We start from the raw sequence: 19639 nt of genomic DNA, 5'->3' as shown, positions 1-19639 counted from the left end.
ACACAACTAAACTAGCAATCATGTTCGATATCAATAAACTGGTACGTAGTAATATAAAAAATCTGGCTCCTTATTCTTCTGCCCGCGATGAATTCAGTGGCGAAGCAAAAGTATTTTTAGATGCCAACGAAAACAGCCTGGGCTCTCCGTTAAATAAATGGTATAACCGTTACCCCGATCCACACCAGGTAAAAGTAAAACAGGCAATCAGCCAGGTGAAATCTGTAGCCGCTGAAAGCATTTTCCTGGGCAATGGCAGCGATGAATGTATCGATCTGTTGTACCGTTGCTTCTGTACACCGGGGAAAGATAATATCATTATCTGCCCGCCTACCTATGGTATGTACCAGGTGAGCGCTGAAATTAATGATGTGGAAATTCGCAAAGCGCCATTGCTGGACGATTTTCAGTTAAATCTTGCACACCTGGAAACGCTGGCAGATGAGAATACTAAAATCATATGGATCTGTTCTCCTAATAATCCTACCGGTAACAGCTTACACAGGCAGGATATAGAAACCGTACTCAACAATTTTAACGGCCTGGTAGTAGTAGATGAAGCCTATATCAACTTTGCCCGCCAGAAATCGTGGGTGCAGGAGCTGGCTGAGTATCCCAACCTGGTGGTGCTGCAAACATTCAGTAAAGCCTGGGGGCTGGCTGGTTTACGCCTGGGAATGGCATTCGCGTCCAAAGAAATTATCAATGTCATGGACCGAGTGAAGCCGCCCTATAATATTAACCAGGTTACACAGGAGCTGGCGCTGAAAGCATTGGAAGAAGTGGGACAGGTAAACGATATGATCCGTTTGCTGGTAGATATGCGTAATGCATTGGCAGAAGTGCTGGTGCAGTTGCCCGGTGTGCAGAAAGTGTATCCTTCCGACGCTAATTTCCTGCTGGTGAAAATTAATAAGGCGCGTGACGTTTATAATTATCTGCTGGAAAAAGGCATTGTAGTGCGCGATAGAAGCAATGTGCTGTTGTGTGAAGATTGTTTGCGTATTACCATTGGTACAGAAGAAGAGAATACGGCGTTGGTTGATGCCCTGAATCAGTTAAATTAGCAGAGTATAAACAGATATACTATGAAAAAGAAATGGCTGTACGCATCGCTCATCGCCTTCACAGCTTTTGCAGTGACTCAAACCGCAATGGCCGCCGGTGATGATAGCGCCAGGATAATAAAAGCAACCGTAACACCAGACGCTGATAATGCCGGATTGGTATTGCCCTCCGGATTTAAGGCCCTGCAGGTGGCAGATGGCATTGGAAAGGCTAGACATATAGCTGTAACCGCAAAGGGCGATATCTATGTGAAATTGCAAAGAACAAAAGATGGCAAAGGTATTCTGCTGCTAAAAGACACCAATGGCGATGGTAAAGCTGATAACATTACTGGCTTTGGCAATTTCAATGGCACTGGTATTACTATTAAAAATGATTACTTATATGCATCTTCCGATAGTGAAGTTTTTCGCTACAAACTGGATGCGCAGCAACAGGTAGTGAATAAAACTGCACCGGAAAAAATTATCACAGGCTTGTTATTCCGCCGCCAGCACGAAAGCAAGTCTATAGTGTTGGACAACAACGGAAACATCTATGTAAATATCGGCGCACCTTCTAACTCCTGCCAGGAGCAGGACAGGCAAAAAGGTTCTAAAGGCAAGTATCCTTGTCCATTGCTGGATTATGCAGCCGGTATCTGGCAATTTAAAGCCGATAAACCTGGCCAAAACTTTACAGAAGGCACACGCTATGCCACCGGCCTGCGTAACGTAGTAGGGTTAGACTGGAACAACACCAATAACCAGCTGTTTGTAATGCAGCACGGGCGTGATGGTTTGTTTGATATGTTTCCTGAATATTACAACGAGCAACAAGGTGCTGAATTACCTGCAGAGTGTTTGTACGCATTAAAGCAGGGCGATGATGCCGGCTGGCCGTATATCTATTACGATCAGTTACAGAAAAATAAAATGGTGGCTCCTGAATATGGTGGCGATGGCAAGAAAACAGGTGGTGAAAAAGCAATAAATCCTATCTATGCTTTCCCTGGTCATCTGGCGCCTAACGGACTGCTGTTTTATACCGGCACTATGTTCCCTGAAAAATACCGTAATGGTGCTTTTATTGCTTTTCACGGTTCATGGAACCGCTCTCCACAACAACAAGGTTACTTTGTAGCATTTGTGCCTTTCAAAGATGGCAAGCCTGCCGGTGAATGGGAAATTTTTGCCAACAACTTTGCCCTTGCCGATAAGATTGTTTCTACCGGAGAAGCCAAACACCGTCCTTGTGGACTGGCGCAGGGCCCGGATGGATCACTGTATGTAAGTGATGATGTTACCGGTCGCATATATCGTATTATTTACCAATAGAAAAAGGAATTCGTTACTGTATGAAAAGAGTTTTGTTTATAGATAGAGATGGCACATTAATAAAAGAAGCGCCGCCCACTTACCAGATTGATAGCTGGGAGAAGCTGGAATTTTATCCAGGTGTGTTCACCTATCTTTCCCGCATTGCGGCAGAACTGGATTATGAACTGGTAGTAGTGAGTAACCAGGATGGGTTGGGTACAGATAGTTATCCCGAAGATACTTTCTGGCCTATTCAAAACTTTGTTATGAAAAGCCTGGAAAACGAAGGTATCCGTTTTAGCGCGGCCTTCTTTGATAAAACATTTGCAAAAGATAATCAGCCTACCCGCAAGCCTGAAACAGGGATGCTTACGGCGTATATCAATAATCCGGACTATGATCTGGCCAATAGCTATGTTATTGGCGACCGTATTACCGATGTAGTGCTGGCCCGCAACTTAGGTTGTAAAGCTATCTGGTTAAACAACGATCCTTCATTGGGTGCCGAAGAGCTGCAAAAACAAACACCACCTGCTGGCGGTTGGGATGCTTGTATTGCATTGGAAACCACGGAGTGGAAGCCTGTTTATGAATATCTGAAACTGGGCCTGCGCCAGGTAGTACATGACCGCAACACCAGCGAAACTAAAATTCATGTGGAATTAAACCTGGATGGCAGTGGTAAAGCAGCGATTCATACAGGACTGGGCTTTTTCGATCACATGCTGGATCAGATTGCTCGTCATGGTAAAATGGACCTCACTATCCAAACACAAGGCGATTTACATATAGATGAGCATCATACCATTGAAGATACCGGCATTGCGTTAGGTGAAGCATTTGCCCAGGCACTGGCAGATAAGCGTGGTATGGAACGCTATGGTTTTGCGTTACCTATGGATGAAGCAGAAGCTAAAGTGCTCATCGATTTTGGTGGTCGTAACTGGATTGTATGGGATGCCGAGTTTAAAAGAGAGAAGATAGGAGAGATGCCTACAGAAATGTTCTTTCACTTCTTTAAATCGTTCAGCGATGCTGCTAAATGCAACCTGAATATTGAGTGTAAGGGTGAAAACGAACATCATAAAATCGAAGCTATTTTCAAAGCATTTGCCAAAGCCATACGTATGGCGGTAAAACGCGATCCGTTGCATAATTACCTGCCCAGTACCAAGGGAGTGTTGTAATATTTTGCAGAAAAATTGATTTTATTTGGTGGTATCAAATCTCTGTCGCAATTTCGTAGGGTTATGAAAGTACAGTTGATCAATAAAATTTGGTGGTGGCATACTAACTCCTGTCGGGGCTGGTAGCGGCATTGCCAATACTCAACTATATTAAAAGGCCTCGACAGACGTGTCGGGGCCTTTTTGTTTTTACCATGTACAATTGAAAATTAAAAAATGAAAAAAGTAGCCATTACTACCCGGTGCAAAAAGATGCTCTCGGATGTGTACACACCGGTAGGAATTTACCTCAGGTTGCGGGATCGGTTCAGAGATACCATATTGTTGGAAAGTACTGATTACCACGCCGCTGAAAACAGTTACTCCATCATTGCCATTAACGCCATTGCAGGCATAGAAATTATCAATAAAGAAACGCTGGAGTTAAAATACCCTACCCAAAAGCCTGAAAAACAATCCATTAAAAACACCCAGGACGTACCACAGATCATCTGGAGTTTTATGGATTCTTTCGAAGCGGCTGAAACCAGCGAGGCGACGGCCAGAATAGCACAGGGTTTATTTGGTTACACTTCTTACGACGCCGTTCAGTTTTTCGATACCATCTCTTTTTCTCCCAAACAAAATGCTGCCGTTAAGCCGGCCACTATAGCCAACGAAACAAGGCCTTCACTGCCTTTGATGCGTTACCGCTTATATCAGTATGTGATTGCTATTAATCATTTCAAAGATGAAATGTACATCTGCGAAAACCAGGTGCCCGGTTTGGAAAGTGAAGTGAACATGGTAGAGTCACTGATCAGAAGCAAAGACGTTCCTGTATATCCTTTCAGCCCTAAAGGCGAAGAAACATCCAATATGGAAGATGAAGATTACAGGGCTATGGTGCAAAAAGGCATTCAAAGCTGTTTAAGAGGGGACGTGTTTCAGATTGTATTAAGCCGCCGTTTTCAGCAACAATTCACTGGAGACGACTTTAACGTATACCGCGCATTGCGCAATATTAATCCGTCACCCTATTTATTCTATTTCGATTACGGCGATTATAAATTAATGGGCTCCAGCCCCGAGTCGCAGCTGATTGTAAAAGATGGCGAAGCAGTAGTACATCCTATTGCCGGCACTTTTAAAAGAACAGGTGATGCTGAGAAAGACAGGCAACTGGCAGCTGAATTGCTGGAAGATGCCAAAGAAAATGCAGAACATACCATGCTGGTTGATCTGGCCCGTAACGATTTAAGTCGCATCAGCCATAACGTTACGGTAAAGCATTACAGGCAGGTGCAATACTATTCGCACGTGATACACCTGGTAAGTGAAGTGACCGGTAATACAGAAAAAGGCGTGAATCCTTTCTCTTTACTGGCTGCCACTTTCCCCGCAGGTACTTTAAGCGGTGCGCCTAAGTTCAAGGCTATGGAGCTGATTAACAGCAACGAACCCACACAACGTGGTTACTATGGTGGTTGTATTGGTTTTATGGGCTTTGATGGTAGTTGCAATCACGCTATTATGATACGCACTTTCTTAAGCAGGCAAAACACGTTGTACTACCAGGCTGGCGCCGGTGTAGTAGCTGCTTCCAAACCAGAAAGTGAATTGCAGGAAGTAAACAACAAATTAGGTGCGCTGAAAAAGGCTATTGTGCTGGCCTCAGAAATCTAAACATTGCTCAAGCATTAAATAAGAATACCGTGTCTAAAATATTAGTGTTCGATAACTACGATTCATTTACCTATAACCTGGTTCACCTGGTGGAGAAAATTACCGGTGATAAGGTAGATGTAGTTCGCAACGATAAAATAGCATTGGAAGAGGTGAAAGCTTACGATAAAATTATCTTATCGCCCGGCCCTGGCATTCCTTCCGAAGCAGGCTTGTTACTGCCTTTGATTAAAGAGTACGCCGCTACCAAATCTATACTGGGTGTATGCCTTGGCCATCAGGCCATTGGTGAAGCTTTTGGTGGTACGCTCACCAACCTGTCTACCGTGTATCATGGTGTGGCCATGCCTATGAACATACTGGCTACAAAGGCTCCTTTGTTTGCAGGTCTGCCCTCCCGTATGGATGTGGGACGCTATCACTCCTGGGTAGTAAGCAAAGATAATTTTCCCGCAGAACTGGAAATTACTGCAGAAGACGACTTAGGTTTTATCATGGCATTGCAACATAAAACCTATGATATACGTGGTGTACAGTTTCATCCCGAAAGTGTGTTAACGCCCCAGGGAGAATCCATTATCCGCAACTGGCTGGCCCAATAAATAACCACAGTAACGGAAAACCGGATTTCAACACATACACAACAGATAACAATGAAAAAGATATTACAATACTTATTCGAACATAAAACACTTAGCCGCGAGCAGGCTAAGGAAATTCTCACCAACATATCTAATGGTCATTTTAGCGAGCATGAAGTAACCGCCTTTATCACGGTGTTTTTAATGCGCAGCGTAACTATTGAAGAATTACAGGGTTTCAGGGATGCGTTATTGGGCTTATGTGTGAAGGTGGATTTGGGCGATCATAAATTGATTGATATAGTTGGTACAGGTGGTGATGGTAAAAACACCTTTAATATTTCTACACTGGCTTGCTTTATTGTAGCAGGTGCCGGTCAGAAAGTAGCCAAGCATGGCAACTATGGCGCTACCAGCATCAGCGGTGCTTCTAATGTAATGGAGCAACTGGGGTATACATTTAAAAGTGACGCGGCCCAGCTGAAAAAAGAAGTGGAAGAAGCGGGCATCTGTTTCCTGCATGCACCGGTGTTTCACCCGGCGTTGAAATCAGTAGGGCCTATCCGTAAAAACCTTGGGCTGCGTACCTTTTTTAATATTTTAGGCCCCATGGTTAACCCGGCGTCTCCTGCTTACCAGCTGGTGGGGGTGTATAACCTGGAAATGGCCAGGGTGTATAATTATCTCCTGCAGCAGTCCGGCAATCCATTCGCTATTATTCATAGCCTGGATGGGTACGACGAAATTTCTTTAACTGCCGATACCAAGGTAATCACCCATTCCGGTGAAGCTATTATGACGCCGGAGCAACTGGGCAAACGCCAGGTGGCGCAGCAGGATATTTACGGTGGTAACACACCGGAAGAAGCTTGTAAAATATTCAAAACCATATTAAAAGGCGAAGGCTCCTGGGCACAGAATGCCGTAGTGCTGGCGAATGCGGCTATGGCATTGCATTGCACCGGAAACTATGCAACGTATAACGATGCGTATGTGGCTGCGGTAGATAGCCTGGAATCGGGTAAAGCCAATGCCTGTTTGACTAAATTGATTGCCTTACAGTAAATCCAATACTATGAACATTCTGGATACCATTATAGCAAGGAAAAAAGAAGAAGTAGCTATTCGCAAAGCAACGGTAAGTCTGGATCAGCTGGAAAAAAGCCAGCTATATACCCGCCCCACGTTGTCGCTGGCTGCTTCACTGGTGCATCCGCAGCGTACAGGTATTATTGCGGAATACAAGCGTAAATCGCCTTCCAAAGGCATTATCAATGCCAACGCCCAAGTGGCTGATGTAACCAGGGCGTATACACAATTTGGCGCATCGGGGCTGTCGGTATTAACGGATGAGCATTTTTTTGGGGGTAGCAGCGACGATTTGCTGGCGGCCCGGGAAAATAATATCCCCATTCTGCGGAAAGATTTCATAATTGACGAGTATCAGATAGCAGAAGCTAGGGCTATTGGCGCAGATGTAATACTTTTGATAGCAGCGAATTTAACCACTGTTCAGGTGCAACAACTGGCAGCATATGCCAAAAGCCTGCAGCTGGAAGTGTTACTGGAAATTCACGACGAAACGGAACTGGATCATATTTGCGACGAAGTGGATATGGTAGGTGTGAACAACCGGAACCTGAAAACCTTTGAAGTAGACATTAATACCTCTTTGCGCCTCATTAGCCGTATGCCGGCCCACAAGCCGGGAGTAGCGGAAAGCGGTATCAGCAGCCCGGAAACCATCAAAACATTACGACAGGCTGGTTTTAAAGGCTTCCTTATCGGGGAAAACTTTATGAAACAACCTGATCCTTCGGTTGCCTTTGCAGATTTTGTTAAACAATTGTAACTAAAACAAGCAGGGCTATGGAACAGAGCACGTACGACAATCCAATGCATCCCGGCGCTTCTATTGAAGCGCACCGTGGTATCAGAGTAAAAGTATGCGGAATGACCCGCGTAGAACAGGTACAGGAACTGGACGCACTGGGCGTTGAATTTGCCGGGTTTATTTTTTATCCGCGGTCGCCGAGGTATGTATTCAAAAGCATGCCGGCATCGGACATTAAAAAAATAAGAGGGCGTATCAACAAAGTTGGTGTGTTTGTAAATGCTGCTATTGATGATGTACTGCGCACGGTAGATGAATGTGGTTTATACCTGGTACAGCTGCATGGTGATGAAAGTCCGCGCTATTGCGAAAAAATAGCCGACTACGTTACGGTAATCAAAGCGTTTCGGGTGTCAGAAGAAGATAACCTGATGTGGAAGATTAAAGATTACTACGATACCGCAGATATGTTCCTGTTCGACACGGAAGGTTCTGGCTATGGCGGCACGGGCAAAAAGTTCAACTGGGAACTGTTGAACGGGCTTAACATTCAGAAACCCTATTTTCTCAGTGGTGGCATTGCCCCCGAAGATGTGGACAAGCTGCACGAATTTCAGAAAACTGCTGTGGCTAAAGATCTGTTTGCTTTAGACATCAACAGCAAATTTGAAGTACTACCCGGTGTAAAGGATATGGGCAAAATACGCACCTTCCTCGACGGGCTTAAACTATACTAAATTATCATGGCTACTACAACCTACCAGCAACCAGATAAGCAGGGCTATTACGGCGCATTTGGCGGAGCTTATATCCCCGAAATGCTGCACCGCAATGTAGAAGAGCTACGCAGCCGTTACCTGGATATTATGCACGAAGCTGGTTTTCAGCAGGAGTTTCAACAACTGCTGCGCGATTATGTGGGCCGTCCCACGCCTTTATTCCTGGCCGAAAGGTTAAGCAAAGCTTTTAACACCAGCATTTACCTCAAAAGGGAAGACCTTAACCATACGGGTGCGCATAAAATCAATAATGCTATTGGCCAGGTATTACTGGCGCAGCGTTTAGGTAAAAAGCGCATTATAGCCGAAACCGGTGCAGGTCAGCACGGGGTGGCTACTGCTACCGTGTGTGCATTAAAAGGCATTGAGTGTATTGTATACATGGGCTCTAAAGATATTGAACGCCAGGCGCCCAACGTAGCACGTATGCGCATGCTGGGTGCCACGGTAATACCTGCTACCAGCGGTAGCCAAACGTTAAAGGATGCTACCAATGAAGCTATTCGCGACTGGATTAATAACCCTACCGATACGCATTATGTGATAGGTTCTGTAGTAGGCCCGCATCCTTATCCCGATATGGTAGCGCGTTTTCAAAGTGTTATCAGTGAAGAAACGCGCTTACAGTTAAAGCAACAAACCGGTAAAGAGCTGCCTACTCATGTAATAGCCTGTGTAGGCGGTGGCAGTAACGCTGCCGGTGCATTCTATCATTTTCTGGACGAACCTTCGGTGCAACTGGTGGCGGTAGAAGCTGCCGGTCATGGTGTGCATTCCGGTATGAGCGCTGCTACTACACAACTGGGCAAACCTGGTGTGTTGCATGGCAGCAAAAGCCTGGTGATGCAAACAGAAGATGGTCAGGTGGTAGAACCGCATAGCATTTCGGCAGGATTGGATTACCCTGGCATTGGTCCCTTGCATGCACACCTGTTTCAAAGTGGCCGTGGCAACTTTTTAAGTGCTACGGATGAAGATGCAGTAAAGGCCGCATTTCAGCTGTGTAAGCTGGAAGGCATTATTCCTGCATTGGAATCGTCACACGCACTGGCAGCCTTAAACCAGCTGAAGCTGGCCGCTACCGATACGGTAGTGTTATGCTTGAGCGGCCGTGGCGATAAAGATCTGGCCACCTACATGAAACATTTATAATTGAACCAGTAAAAGCCAAAAAGGATGAGTCGTATAGCTGAACTTTTTGCTCGTAAAAATAACCGGGTGTTGAATGTGTATTGTACCGCAGGATACCCTGCCCTCGATAGCACACTGCCTGTAATGAAAGCCCTGCAACAGCATGGTGCTGATTTAATTGAACTGGGAATGCCCTATAGCGATCCCCTGGCCGATGGCCCGGTGATACAGGCCAGCAGCATGAAAGCGCTGGAAAATGGCATGACCATCGCTGTTCTGTTAGGTCAGTTGAAAGAAATGCGCAAAGAGGTGAATGTGCCTGTGATTTTGATGGGCTACATGAACCCTGTGTTGCAATACGGTTTTGAGAAGTTTTGCAAGGATGCCGCAGCTGCTGGTGTAGACGGGTTAATTTTACCCGATTTGCCCGCTTATGAATTTGAAACAGAATATGGAGCTGTTATTAAGCGCTATGGTCTTGATTTTATTTTCCTGGTAACGCCCGAAACTTCCGAAGAACGTGTGCGTGCATTGGATGGTTTAACTACCGGTTTCCTGTATGCGGTATCTTCATCTTCCACCACAGGTAAGGATAAAAACATGGCCGATCAGGAAGCGTATTTTAACAAGCTGAAACAAATGAACCTGAACAACCCGGTTCTCATTGGTTTTGGTATTAAAGATAAAGCTACGTTTAATGCAGCCAGCAGTTATGCCAATGGCGCTATTATTGGCACAGCGTATATCAAAGCGCTGGATAATGCTAATGGCGATGTTGCCCAACCCACACAGCAATTTTTAGAAAGCATATTACAATGAACATCGTAATTATAAAATACAATGCAGGTAATATCCAGTCCGTATTATACGCACTGGAACGTATTAATGCCGAAGCATTGGTAACTGACGATCACGAGCTGATAGCCAAAGCCGATAAGGTAATTTTTCCCGGTGTAGGCGAAGCCAGTAGTGCTATGCGGTATTTAAGAGAAAGGCAGCTGGATAAAGTGATCACCAGCCTTACACAACCTGTGTTAGGTATTTGCCTGGGTATGCAGCTGATGTGCAAAACATCGGAAGAAAACAACACCGAGTGCATGGGGATATTTGAAGAGCCGGTGAAAAAGTTTATCGCTACAGATGTAGCGTTTAAAGTGCCGCAGATAGGCTGGAATAATATCTACGACCTGCAAACGCCTTTGTTCGACCAGGTGCCGGAAGACAGTTACTGTTATTTTGTGCATGGCTATTACGCGGCGTTAGGCGAGCATACTATTGCCACTACCAATTATATACAGCCGTATAGCTCTGGCTTACATAAAAACAATTTTTTCGGAGTGCAGTATCACCCCGAAAAAAGCGCTAATGTGGGCGAACAGATATTAAAAAATTTTATTGAAAAAATATAGGCAGGCCACCCGCAGGTAAGAAGCATGGAGATAAAAGAAGTACCACTGGATATTATATGGCAAATGCGCAAAGAGGTGATGTATCCAAGCTTTACCATTGATGAGGTAAAGTTAGCGGATGATGCCACCGGTTTGCATATGGGGGTTTATGAAGCAGACACACCGGTTTCGGTGGTATCAGTTTTTATTAAAAACCAGCAATTGCAGTTTCGCAAATTTGCCACATTAACCACTTTACAGGGTAAAGGTTATGGTAAAGCTTTGCTTTCGCATGTAATGCAACTGGCGCAGCAACAACAGTGTACGGCCGTATGGTGTAATGCCCGTGTAAGTGCAGCCCCTTTTTATCAGAGGTTTGGCATGCAGCCGGTGGGGGAGCAGTGGCAGCAGCATGGGCACGAGTTTGTAAAAATGGAAAAACAGTTATAACAAATGCAGATCATTCCCGCCATAGATATTATAGATGGCAAGTGCGTACGTCTTACGCAAGGCGATTATAATCAGAAAAAAATATACAACGAAAATCCGCTGGAAGTAGCCAAGGTATTTGAAGGGGCAGGTTTACAACGCCTACACCTGGTAGACCTGGATGGCGCTAAAGCTGGTGCCGTGAAGAACTGGAAGGTACTGGAAGCACTTACTTCCAAAACCAACCTGGTAATAGACTTTGGTGGTGGTATTAAGCAGGAGGAAGACCTGACCATCGTATTCAATTCCGGAGCAGCTCTGGCTACAATTGGCAGCCTGGCAGTAAAAAACGAAGCACAGTTTGTAGCCTGGTTACAGCAATACGGCGCTGATAAGTTTTTACTGGGTGCGGACGTAAAAGACGAGAAAATTGCAGTAGGCGGCTGGTTAGAAACCACAGATGTTGATATCTACAGCTTTATCCATAAATACATGCAGCACGGTATACAACAGGTGTTTTGCACCGATGTAAGCAAGGACGGTTTGCTACAGGGGCCTTCTGTTGAACTGTATACAAACATTATTGGCCGCTATCCGAAGCTGCATTTTATTGCCAGTGGTGGTGTGGCTACTGTGCAGGACCTGGAAGACCTGCATAAAATAGGATGCAGCGGTGTAATTGTAGGTAAAGCCTTTTATGAAGGCCGCATTAGCTTAGAGCAGCTTGTGCAAATGAACCAGGCATAAACGTAGCTACTGGCTACATTCAACTATATCTTATGTTGGCAAAAAGAATTATCCCCTGCCTGGATATTAAAGATGGCAGAACCGTAAAAGGTGTCAATTTTGAAAGTTTGCGCGATGCGGGTGATCCGGTAGAGCTTGGTGCCTTATATGCACAACAGGGAGCCGATGAACTGGTGTTCCTGGATATCACCGCTACCAACGAAAAGCGTAAAACACTCAGCGAGCTGGTCAACCGCATTTCACACCATATCAATATTCCTTTCACTGTAGGTGGGGGCATCAGCAGCGTAGAAGATGTGCAGGTGCTGCTGCAAAACGGGGCCGATAAAATATCGGTGAACACGGCTGCTTTTAAAAGGCCGGAACTAATAAAAGAGCTGGAAAAGGAGTTTGGTAGCCAATGCGTTGTGCTGGCAATAGATACCCGCCTGGAAGAAGACGGTGAATGGTATGTATATTTGAACGGAGGCCGGGTAAAAACCGATACCCGCTGTATTGACTGGGCTAAACAGGCGGTAGACCTGGGTGCCGGCGAAATATTGCTTACTTCAATGAACCACGATGGCACCAAACAAGGCTTTGCCGTTGATATTACCCGCACGTTGGCTACACAGCTGTCGGTGCCGGTAATTGCTTCCGGAGGTGGGGGCAATATGCAGCATTTTGAAGAGGTGTTTCGTGAAGCAAAAGCCGATGCAGCCCTGGCCGCCAGCATATTCCATTTTAAAGAAGTGGCTATACCCGATCTGAAGCAATACCTGAAAGCAAAAGATATTGTGGTAAGAACTTAAAAATAGAGCTTTATGCGAATTGACGTTCCTGTTGGTCTTATTGCTATTTTTATGGCGCTGTATTTTTTTTACGCGTTCATCAGGATACGAAAGCGCAAAAAGGAGCAAAGACAGCAACGTCATGCCGGCATGTTGGATGCATTGCTGGAAATGTTAAAAAATAAGCCGCACTGATTATGAAAATGAACATTGACTTTAATAAATATGCCGATGGACTGGTGCCTGCCATTATTCAGGATGCCAGCACCAATAAAGTGTTGATGCTGGGTTTTATGAACCAGGAAGCGCTGGATACTACCGAGCATTCGGGCCGTGTAACCTTTTTTAGCCGCAGCAAACAACGCCTGTGGACAAAAGGCGAGGAGAGTGGTCACTTTCTGATGCTGAAAGAAATTAAAGCAGATTGTGATGATGATACCCTGCTGATTAAAGTAGAACCTATGGGGCCGGTATGCCATACCGGTGCTGATACCTGCTGGAACGAAACCAATGAACAGGATGACTTTTTATCGCATCTTGAACAGGTGATAGCGTTGCGCAGGCATGCTTCGCCCGACGAATCGTATGTGGCCAAACTGTTTCAGAAAGGCATTAATAAAATAGCACAGAAAGTAGGGGAAGAAGCAGTGGAAGTGGTGATTGAAGCCAAAGACAATAATGATGAGCTGTTTAAAAGCGAAGCAGCCGATCTGTTGTTTCACTACCTGATATTGCTGAATGCCAAAGGTTACTCTTTAAAAGATATTACGGCTGTATTACAACAGCGCCACAAATAATCAACAGCATACTATAAATAATCTACTAATGAAGCGCATCGTTTCCGCATTATTACTGGCATTACCTGTTGCGTCTATCGCACAAAACGGTTTTACCATCCAGGGCAACATCAAAGGTTTGCCGGATAATTCATTGGTATACCTGGCCGGCAATTCTGAAACAGATACCATTGCCAGGGACTATGTAAAAAAAGGAAGCTTTCTGCTGAAAGGAAAGGCCGATGAAACCAACACCCGCATGTTGGCCATCCCTGCCCTTAATCAACAACAGGTAGTTTTTATGGGTAACGATGCCTTAACTGTTACAGGTGACGCCACGGGTAAAACAGGGGCGAATGCAACACCGGTAGAACTGGCTGTAGCCGGTACCGGACCTCACCAGGATTATGAAGAGTTTATCTACTACATCAAGCCTTTATATGATTATGTAGATTATTACCGCCAGCTGATGCAGAATGCCCGTATCCGGGAAAGTAAAGATTCTGCTATGATCATGCTGAATACGGCGTATACCCTATATCAAACCAGTATTGATCGTTTTGTCAACCGTAAGCCTGCCAGCGCCATGTCGGCCCTGTTACTGGCTTACAGCTACGATACCGATCCTAATAAAGATGTTTCCTTGCTGGAAAGGCGTTTTGCTACTTTAAAAGGCGATGCGTTGAATAACCGTTTTGCCAAAGGTGTACAGGAGGTAATAGCTACCAGCAAAGCGGGTGCTATTGGTACACAGGCCATACCTTTTACACAAAACGATGTGGATGGTAAGCCGGTTTCCTTATCACAATTTAAAGGGCAGTATGTGCTGGTTGATTTCTGGGCCAGCTGGTGTGGGCCCTGCCGGATGGAAAACCCCAATGTAGTGGCTGCTTACAAGCAGTTTAAAGACAAAGGTTTTACCGTGCTGGGCGTATCGCTGGATCAAACCAAAGATGCCTGGGTAAAAGCCATTAAAGCAGATAATCTTACCTGGACACAGGTAAGCGATCTGAAATACTGGAACAATGAGGTGTCCCGTGCTTATCATATCGAATCTATTCCCAGCAACCTGCTGATAGATCCGAATGGTATGATTATAGGCAAAAATCTGCGTGGGCAGGAATTGCTTAAAAAGCTGAGTGAAGTATTAAAATAATAGCTGGAATGGGCATCTGCTTCTTATCCCGGAAGTAGATGCTCATCTATATAATTTCTGATCTGTATCATTGAGTCAAAAAAATACTGCTGCGCTATCCCTTTAGTAATGCCCAGGTCCCGGGCAATATCTTCGTAAGGTTCCTGATAATAATATCTCAGTTCAAAAACCTGCTTCATTTGCTGAGGTAAAGTATTAATAGCTATCGGAACAAATGTTTTCAATTGTTCTTCTGTCATAGGAAGGCAAGGGCCTGTAAAAAGGCCACTGGTGAACTTTTTAATCAATTCTCCCAGTAAAGTGCTGTTCTTCTTCAACAATAGATATTGTTTGGTAATATGGTCCAGCGTAGTGCTGATGTAATGGTCGCCATTCTCCACGGCGGTAAGCAGTGTTCTGCTTTTCCAGATATTGTCGAAAAAGCCTTTGGTTATCTCTTCCGCTGCGTTCCAGCATTGGGTTTCCTGGAAAGCCTTTCCCATAATTTTATGCTTATACAGGTGCGAAAACTGGTCAAAAGCGCTGACATCACCTGCTGCAATAGATGTAAAATAATCGTGTAACACAATATCCTCCTGGCTCATAAAAAACTTGTTGTTAAAACGTGTTATAAGTCTTATCAGGCTCAGCACTGAAATGGGCAGGTAAATAATATTACCTGTAGAGGATATTGGATGTGCTGAAGAACAAAGCTAAGATAAGCTTATTGGCATTTCCAGGCAAAATAATAGCATAAAAACCAAAAAGGCTAACCGTGCGGTTAGCCTTTTTGAAAAGCTTTCTGGTAGGCATCTTCTTCAAAACCAAGGGCTACCACTTTATTATTTTTTTCAATTAACGGGCGTTTTATAACGCTTGTTTTTTCCTGCATCAGTGCAATGGCGGCTTTTTCACCGGTAACCTCGGCCTGTGCAGCTGCATCCAGCTGACGCCAGGTGGTTCCTTTTTTATTTACCAGTGCTTCCCAGCCGGTTTGTGCGGCCCACGACCCTAGTTTATCGGCAGTAATGCCTTTTTTCTTATAGTCATGAAACTCGTATTGGATACCGTGCAGGTTTAGCCAGTCCAAAGCCTTTTTTACAGTGTTACAATTAGGAATGCCGTAAACAGTATACATAATTTGCTTCACTCTTACTTAATAGTAAATTTCACTACATGATCGCCCCATAATAAAGAAACTTCACCGCTTTTGCTGATGGTGTAAGTAAGCGTTTCTGTAAATGTTCCTTTACCGTCTTTTACAGTTACCTGTAAAGCGTCTTCTGCTTTGTTTTTCTCGTAATCGTAAGCGCCCCAGGTTTTAGACACCTTGTTGAAGATCAGCGTCCATTCCTTGTCGTTGTGAATAGTGAAAAAAGCATATTTACCGGCTGGTAAAGCTTTGCCTTCTACGGTTACTGCTTTGGATACTTCAAAAGTAGTGGCAGCGTTAGCACCTGCACGCCATATTTTGCCAGGCAGGGGTTCCAGGTCTTTACCAATGGTTCTGCCTTTTACTGATGGGCGGCTGTATACGATAGAAACAGCAGCGCCGCTTTTAATGGTGGCAGATACACTGTCCAGCGGACTAGCGGGTTTCTTTTGCTCTTGTGCAAACACCGATCCGCTAATGGCGCAAACAACGGCCAGCAATCCGAGTACTCTTTTCATGATTGTAATAGTTTATTTAAATGTAATAATTCCGCAAAAACTATGCGAGCTGTCTTTTATACAGTTGCACTGCATTTTCGTAACCCAGGTATAAAGCATCACAAACCAGTGCATGGCCAATGCTTACCTCATCCAGCCAGGGAATACTTTTGCTGAAAAAATCCAGGTTATACAAGTCCAGATCGTGCCCGGCATTCAGGCCCAGACCCAGTTCTTTCGCTTTCTGCGCTGCAGCAACGTAAGGGGCTACGGCTTTTTCTTTATTGTTCTCAAACTTACGGGCATACCCTTCGGTATATAATTCAATACGGTCGGTGCCTGTTTTGGCAGCGCCTTCTACCATTTCCATCACAGGATCTACAAAAATGCTCACCCGTATACCGGCTTTTTTAAAAACACCGATCATTTCGGTCAGGTAGGCCTGATGTTCAATGGTATTCCAGCCATGATCGCTGGTAAGCTGGCCCAGGGCATCCGGTACCAGGGTTACCTGGTGGGGGCGTGTTTCCAGCACCAGGTCAATAAACTTCTGTTCGCTGCAGTTGCCCTCAATATTAAATTCAGTGGTGATTTTTTTTCTGATATCCCTTACATCCTGGTAGCGGATATGTCTTTCGTCCGGACGGGGGTGTACCGTAACACCATCAGCCCCAAAACGCTCTGCATCAATGGCAGCCTTTAAAACATCGGGATTATTACCCCCGCGGCTATTGCGCAGGGTGGCAAATTTGTTTATGTTAATACTCAACTTGGTACTATGGCTCATGGGGTAAAGTTAGCGGGTTTCACAATCTTTTTGTAATAATACACTCGCCTTCAATACCAATATACCTGTAGAATGGTATTTTTGTCACCACTAATTTAAAAAATATGGGTTGGATCATCTTCCTGGTTGGTATAATTGGTTGGCACATAGGAATGTATGGAATGTTTAAGAAAGCGGGACTGAACCCCGTGCATGGACTAATTCCCTTGTATAACACCTGGCTTATTGTTCAAAAAACCGGTATACGCAAAATCTGGTTCTGGTTACAGTTAATTCCCATTGCGGGACAGTTTATCACTATCTGGATCACTATTATCTGGGTAATGCATTTTGGTAAGTTTACTTTAATTCAACATGCCCTGGCCGTGTTTGTACCTTTTGTGTATCTGCCTTACCTGGGCTTTTCCAAAGATGTACGTTATGGCGGTCCGGAAATATTGACCAAGTATAAAAAATCACCTGCCAGAGAATGGATCGATGCTGCTGTGTTTGCCATAGTAGCTGCAACCATCATCCGCACGTTTGTATTTGAAGCGTATGTGATTCCTACCGGTAGTATGGAAAAAACATTGCTGATAAGCGACTTCCTGTTTGTAAACAAAATGACCTACGGTCCGCGTGTTCCGCAAACGCCGCTGAGTTTTCCTTTTGTGCACAACACGCTGCCGTTCTCTAAAACTTCACCATCTTATATATCCAGCGTACAGCTGCCTTATAAAAGACTGCCGGGTACTTCACCCGTACTGCGCAACGATGTGGTAGTGTTTAACTTCCCGGCGGGCGATACCATTATCAATTTACCGGAATATGGTTCGGCAGTGCCTTATTATGATGTGCTGCGTGAAAGATATAATGGCGACAGGGAAGCCCTGATGAATGAATACCCTATCCTGGTACACCCCATGGATAAAACAGATAACTATATTAAGCGTTGTACGGCTATTCACGGCGATGAGCTGCGTATTGACAAAGGCGTTTTATATATCAATGGCCAACCTGCTTTAGTACCGGAAGATTCACAGATCGATTACCGTGTAGAAACCGACAGCACCGCTTTAAATCCTGAATTTTTAGAGCAGGAGCTGGGTATTGAAAACCTGGATGAGAGCGATCAGCTGCGCAAGCCTAAAGGCAATTATGTGTTCCTGAACATGACCCCTTCCGAAGCGGAGAAAGTGCGCAAACAGCCGAATGTAAAAAGTGTTACTATTGAGCCATACCCGGTGGTACAGGTGTTCCCTTACGATCAGTACCATAACTGGAATGTAGACAGCTTCGGCCCGATAAAAGTACCTGCCAAAGGCGCCACTGTAACCCTTACACCGGAAAATATGGGCTTGTACAGACGTATTATCACTACTTACGAGCATAACACACTGGAAGAAAGCAACGGCAAGTATGTGATCAATGGCACACCCACTACCACCTATACTTTTAAACTGGATTATTTCTGGATGATGGGAGATAACCGTCACCGCAGCCAGGATAGCCGCTTCTGGGGTTTTGTACCAGAAACCCATGTGGTAGGTAAAGCTTCCCTTATCTGGTTTAGCTGGAACGGTGGCCCACGCTGGAAGCGCTTGTTTAAAAGCATCCATTAATTACTTATCTTTATATCATAAGGATTGTTAAATCCTCATAGCTACCAGCTATGAGGATTTTTTTTCCTTTAGAATCTGATAATTATGCACACACACACACAACGCTATCACTTCGATTTCGAAGAATACAATTCTATTCATGAGTTGTTACCAAACGACGCACAACTGCTAAAAAAGGCGCAGGAGGTAACTGCCATGGCCTACGCACCCTACTCAAAATTCCATGTAGGCGCCGCAGCAATATTATCAAATGGTGAAATTATTACCGGCACCAACCAGGAAAACGCCAGCTTCCCCGCCGGAACCTGTGCCGAACGGTCACTGTTAACTACTGCTGCTACTTTGTTTCCTAATGTGCCTATCCATACCATGGCCATCAGCTACCATAATCACAACGGCACCAGTAATTCCCCCATCAGTCCTTGTGGCATTTGTCGCCAGGCGCTGGCTGAATATGAAACCAGAACCCACCAGGGGATACGGTTGATATTGGGTGGACAGGAAGGGAAGGTGTTTGTGATTCCCAGGGCTACTATGTTGTTGCCGCTGGTGTTTACGGCGGAGGATATGAAGTAATGAGGGAGCTAATAAGAATATAAACTGTATTATACTACACATTTGTGTTAAAATGGGTTTGTTAATCCATGGATGTTTTATGTACCTTTGTCACGAACTCATAACAAACCCTGACTCACTATGAAACGACCCTTAAAATTAGTTTTGTTTACTGCCTGGTAGTAACTGTTTGTACAACTGCAAACTCCTTATTAAAAGTTAGTAACCGTTATCGAAATTTATAAAGTTTTTCAACCC

The 19639-nt window shown here is 44.7% G+C and carries 22 protein-coding genes; 18 read left to right on the top strand and 4 right to left on the bottom strand.

The genetic code is table 11. The features are described from left to right. The first annotated feature begins 20 nt into the window (after positions 1-20). The 16 genes from hisC to FLA_RS20190 all read left to right on the top strand — a co-directional run bounded on the left by hisC (position 21) and on the right by FLA_RS20190 (position 14809). Positions 21-1067 carry a histidinol-phosphate transaminase gene (gene hisC, locus FLA_RS20260; RefSeq protein WP_076379304.1) on the top strand — a complete coding sequence of 349 codons (1047 nt, stop codon included), beginning with the start codon at positions 21-23 and terminating at the stop codon, positions 1065-1067. A gap of 21 nt (positions 1068-1088) precedes the next feature. Next, positions 1089-2384: a PQQ-dependent sugar dehydrogenase gene (locus tag FLA_RS20255; RefSeq protein WP_076379303.1), complete on the top strand. Its 1296-nt coding sequence runs from the start codon at positions 1089-1091 to the stop codon at positions 2382-2384. 20 nt (positions 2385-2404) lie between these two features. Further along, complete coding sequence (gene hisB / locus FLA_RS20250; protein ID WP_076379302.1) at positions 2405-3553, top strand: bifunctional histidinol-phosphatase/imidazoleglycerol-phosphate dehydratase HisB; 1149 nt, start codon at positions 2405-2407, stop codon at positions 3551-3553. Between the two features lie 216 nt (positions 3554-3769). After that, complete coding sequence (locus FLA_RS20245) at positions 3770-5218, top strand: anthranilate synthase component I family protein (protein ID WP_076379301.1); 1449 nt, start codon at positions 3770-3772, stop codon at positions 5216-5218. 29 nt (positions 5219-5247) lie between these two features. Further along, positions 5248-5820, top strand: coding sequence for an anthranilate synthase component II (locus FLA_RS20240; protein WP_076379300.1), 573 nt, complete (start codon positions 5248-5250; stop codon positions 5818-5820). A 51-nt stretch (positions 5821-5871) separates the two neighbouring features. Continuing rightward, complete coding sequence (gene trpD / locus FLA_RS20235) at positions 5872-6864, top strand: anthranilate phosphoribosyltransferase (protein WP_076379299.1); 993 nt, start codon at positions 5872-5874, stop codon at positions 6862-6864. A gap of 10 nt (positions 6865-6874) precedes the next feature. Next, positions 6875-7651, top strand: a complete 777-nt coding sequence (trpC, locus tag FLA_RS20230) for an indole-3-glycerol phosphate synthase TrpC (protein ID WP_076379298.1) — start codon at positions 6875-6877, stop codon at positions 7649-7651. A gap of 17 nt (positions 7652-7668) precedes the next feature. Then, a complete protein-coding gene (locus FLA_RS20225) occupies positions 7669-8370 on the top strand; it encodes a phosphoribosylanthranilate isomerase (RefSeq protein ID WP_231940294.1) in 702 nt (233 codons plus the stop codon). Positions 8371-8376: 6 nt separating this feature from the next. Next, on the top strand, positions 8377-9564 hold the full coding sequence (gene trpB / locus FLA_RS20220) for a tryptophan synthase subunit beta (RefSeq protein WP_076379297.1): 1188 nt from the start codon (positions 8377-8379) through the stop codon (positions 9562-9564). A 24-nt stretch (positions 9565-9588) separates the two neighbouring features. Beyond that, positions 9589-10362: a tryptophan synthase subunit alpha gene (gene trpA, locus FLA_RS20215; protein ID WP_076379296.1), complete on the top strand. Its 774-nt coding sequence runs from the start codon at positions 9589-9591 to the stop codon at positions 10360-10362. Next, positions 10359-10952, top strand: coding sequence for an imidazole glycerol phosphate synthase subunit HisH (gene hisH, locus FLA_RS20210; protein ID WP_076379295.1), 594 nt, complete (start codon positions 10359-10361; stop codon positions 10950-10952). Before trpA ends, hisH begins: the two co-directional genes overlap by 4 nt. 24 nt (positions 10953-10976) lie before the next feature. Then, on the top strand, positions 10977-11381 hold the full coding sequence (locus tag FLA_RS31870; protein ID WP_231940293.1) for a GNAT family N-acetyltransferase: 405 nt from the start codon (positions 10977-10979) through the stop codon (positions 11379-11381). A 3-nt stretch (positions 11382-11384) separates the two neighbouring features. Further along, positions 11385-12107 carry a 1-(5-phosphoribosyl)-5-[(5-phosphoribosylamino)methylideneamino]imidazole-4-carboxamide isomerase gene (hisA, locus tag FLA_RS31865; RefSeq protein WP_231940292.1) on the top strand — a complete coding sequence of 241 codons (723 nt, stop codon included), beginning with the start codon at positions 11385-11387 and terminating at the stop codon, positions 12105-12107. 32 nt (positions 12108-12139) lie between these two features. Continuing rightward, positions 12140-12898, top strand: a complete 759-nt coding sequence (gene hisF / locus FLA_RS20200) for an imidazole glycerol phosphate synthase subunit HisF (RefSeq protein ID WP_076379294.1) — start codon at positions 12140-12142, stop codon at positions 12896-12898. A gap of 176 nt (positions 12899-13074) precedes the next feature. Next, on the top strand, positions 13075-13674 hold the full coding sequence (hisIE, locus tag FLA_RS20195; protein ID WP_262495941.1) for a bifunctional phosphoribosyl-AMP cyclohydrolase/phosphoribosyl-ATP diphosphatase HisIE: 600 nt from the start codon (positions 13075-13077) through the stop codon (positions 13672-13674). A 28-nt stretch (positions 13675-13702) separates the two neighbouring features. Continuing rightward, positions 13703-14809 (top strand): TlpA disulfide reductase family protein, encoded by a 1107-nt coding sequence (locus FLA_RS20190; RefSeq protein WP_076379293.1) that lies wholly within the window; start codon positions 13703-13705, stop codon positions 14807-14809. A gap of 23 nt (positions 14810-14832) precedes the next feature. On the opposite strand, the gene FLA_RS20185 is transcribed toward FLA_RS20190, so the two are convergent. The 4 genes from FLA_RS20185 to FLA_RS20170 all read right to left on the bottom strand — a co-directional run bounded on the left by FLA_RS20185 (position 14833) and on the right by FLA_RS20170 (position 17225). Next, on the bottom strand, positions 14833-15393 hold the full coding sequence (locus tag FLA_RS20185) for an RNA polymerase sigma factor (protein ID WP_076379292.1): 561 nt from the start codon (positions 15391-15393) through the stop codon (positions 14833-14835). A gap of 176 nt (positions 15394-15569) precedes the next feature. After that, positions 15570-15938 carry an ArsC family reductase gene (locus tag FLA_RS20180; protein ID WP_197705813.1) on the bottom strand — a complete coding sequence of 123 codons (369 nt, stop codon included), beginning with the start codon at positions 15936-15938 and terminating at the stop codon, positions 15570-15572. A 2-nt stretch (positions 15939-15940) separates the two neighbouring features. After that, positions 15941-16459 carry a DUF2911 domain-containing protein gene (locus FLA_RS20175; protein ID WP_076379290.1) on the bottom strand — a complete coding sequence of 173 codons (519 nt, stop codon included), beginning with the start codon at positions 16457-16459 and terminating at the stop codon, positions 15941-15943. Between the two features lie 40 nt (positions 16460-16499). Beyond that, positions 16500-17225: a pyridoxine 5'-phosphate synthase gene (locus FLA_RS20170; RefSeq protein WP_076379289.1), complete on the bottom strand. Its 726-nt coding sequence runs from the start codon at positions 17223-17225 to the stop codon at positions 16500-16502. A 104-nt stretch (positions 17226-17329) separates the two neighbouring features. Here FLA_RS20170 and FLA_RS20165 point away from each other — a divergent pair, with 104 nt between their 5' ends. Then, on the top strand, positions 17330-18826 hold the full coding sequence (locus FLA_RS20165) for a S26 family signal peptidase (RefSeq protein ID WP_076379288.1): 1497 nt from the start codon (positions 17330-17332) through the stop codon (positions 18824-18826). 84 nt (positions 18827-18910) lie between these two features. Next, complete coding sequence (locus FLA_RS20160) at positions 18911-19402, top strand: cytidine deaminase (RefSeq protein WP_076379287.1); 492 nt, start codon at positions 18911-18913, stop codon at positions 19400-19402. Positions 19403-19639: the final 237 nt, after the last annotated feature.

This window comes from Filimonas lacunae (assembly GCF_002355595.1).
In the GTDB taxonomy this organism is placed as follows: Bacteria; Bacteroidota; Bacteroidia; order Chitinophagales; family Chitinophagaceae; genus Filimonas; species Filimonas lacunae.
The sequence above is the reverse complement of the archived record's forward strand: the minus strand, read 5'-3'. Positions and strand labels throughout refer to the sequence as shown.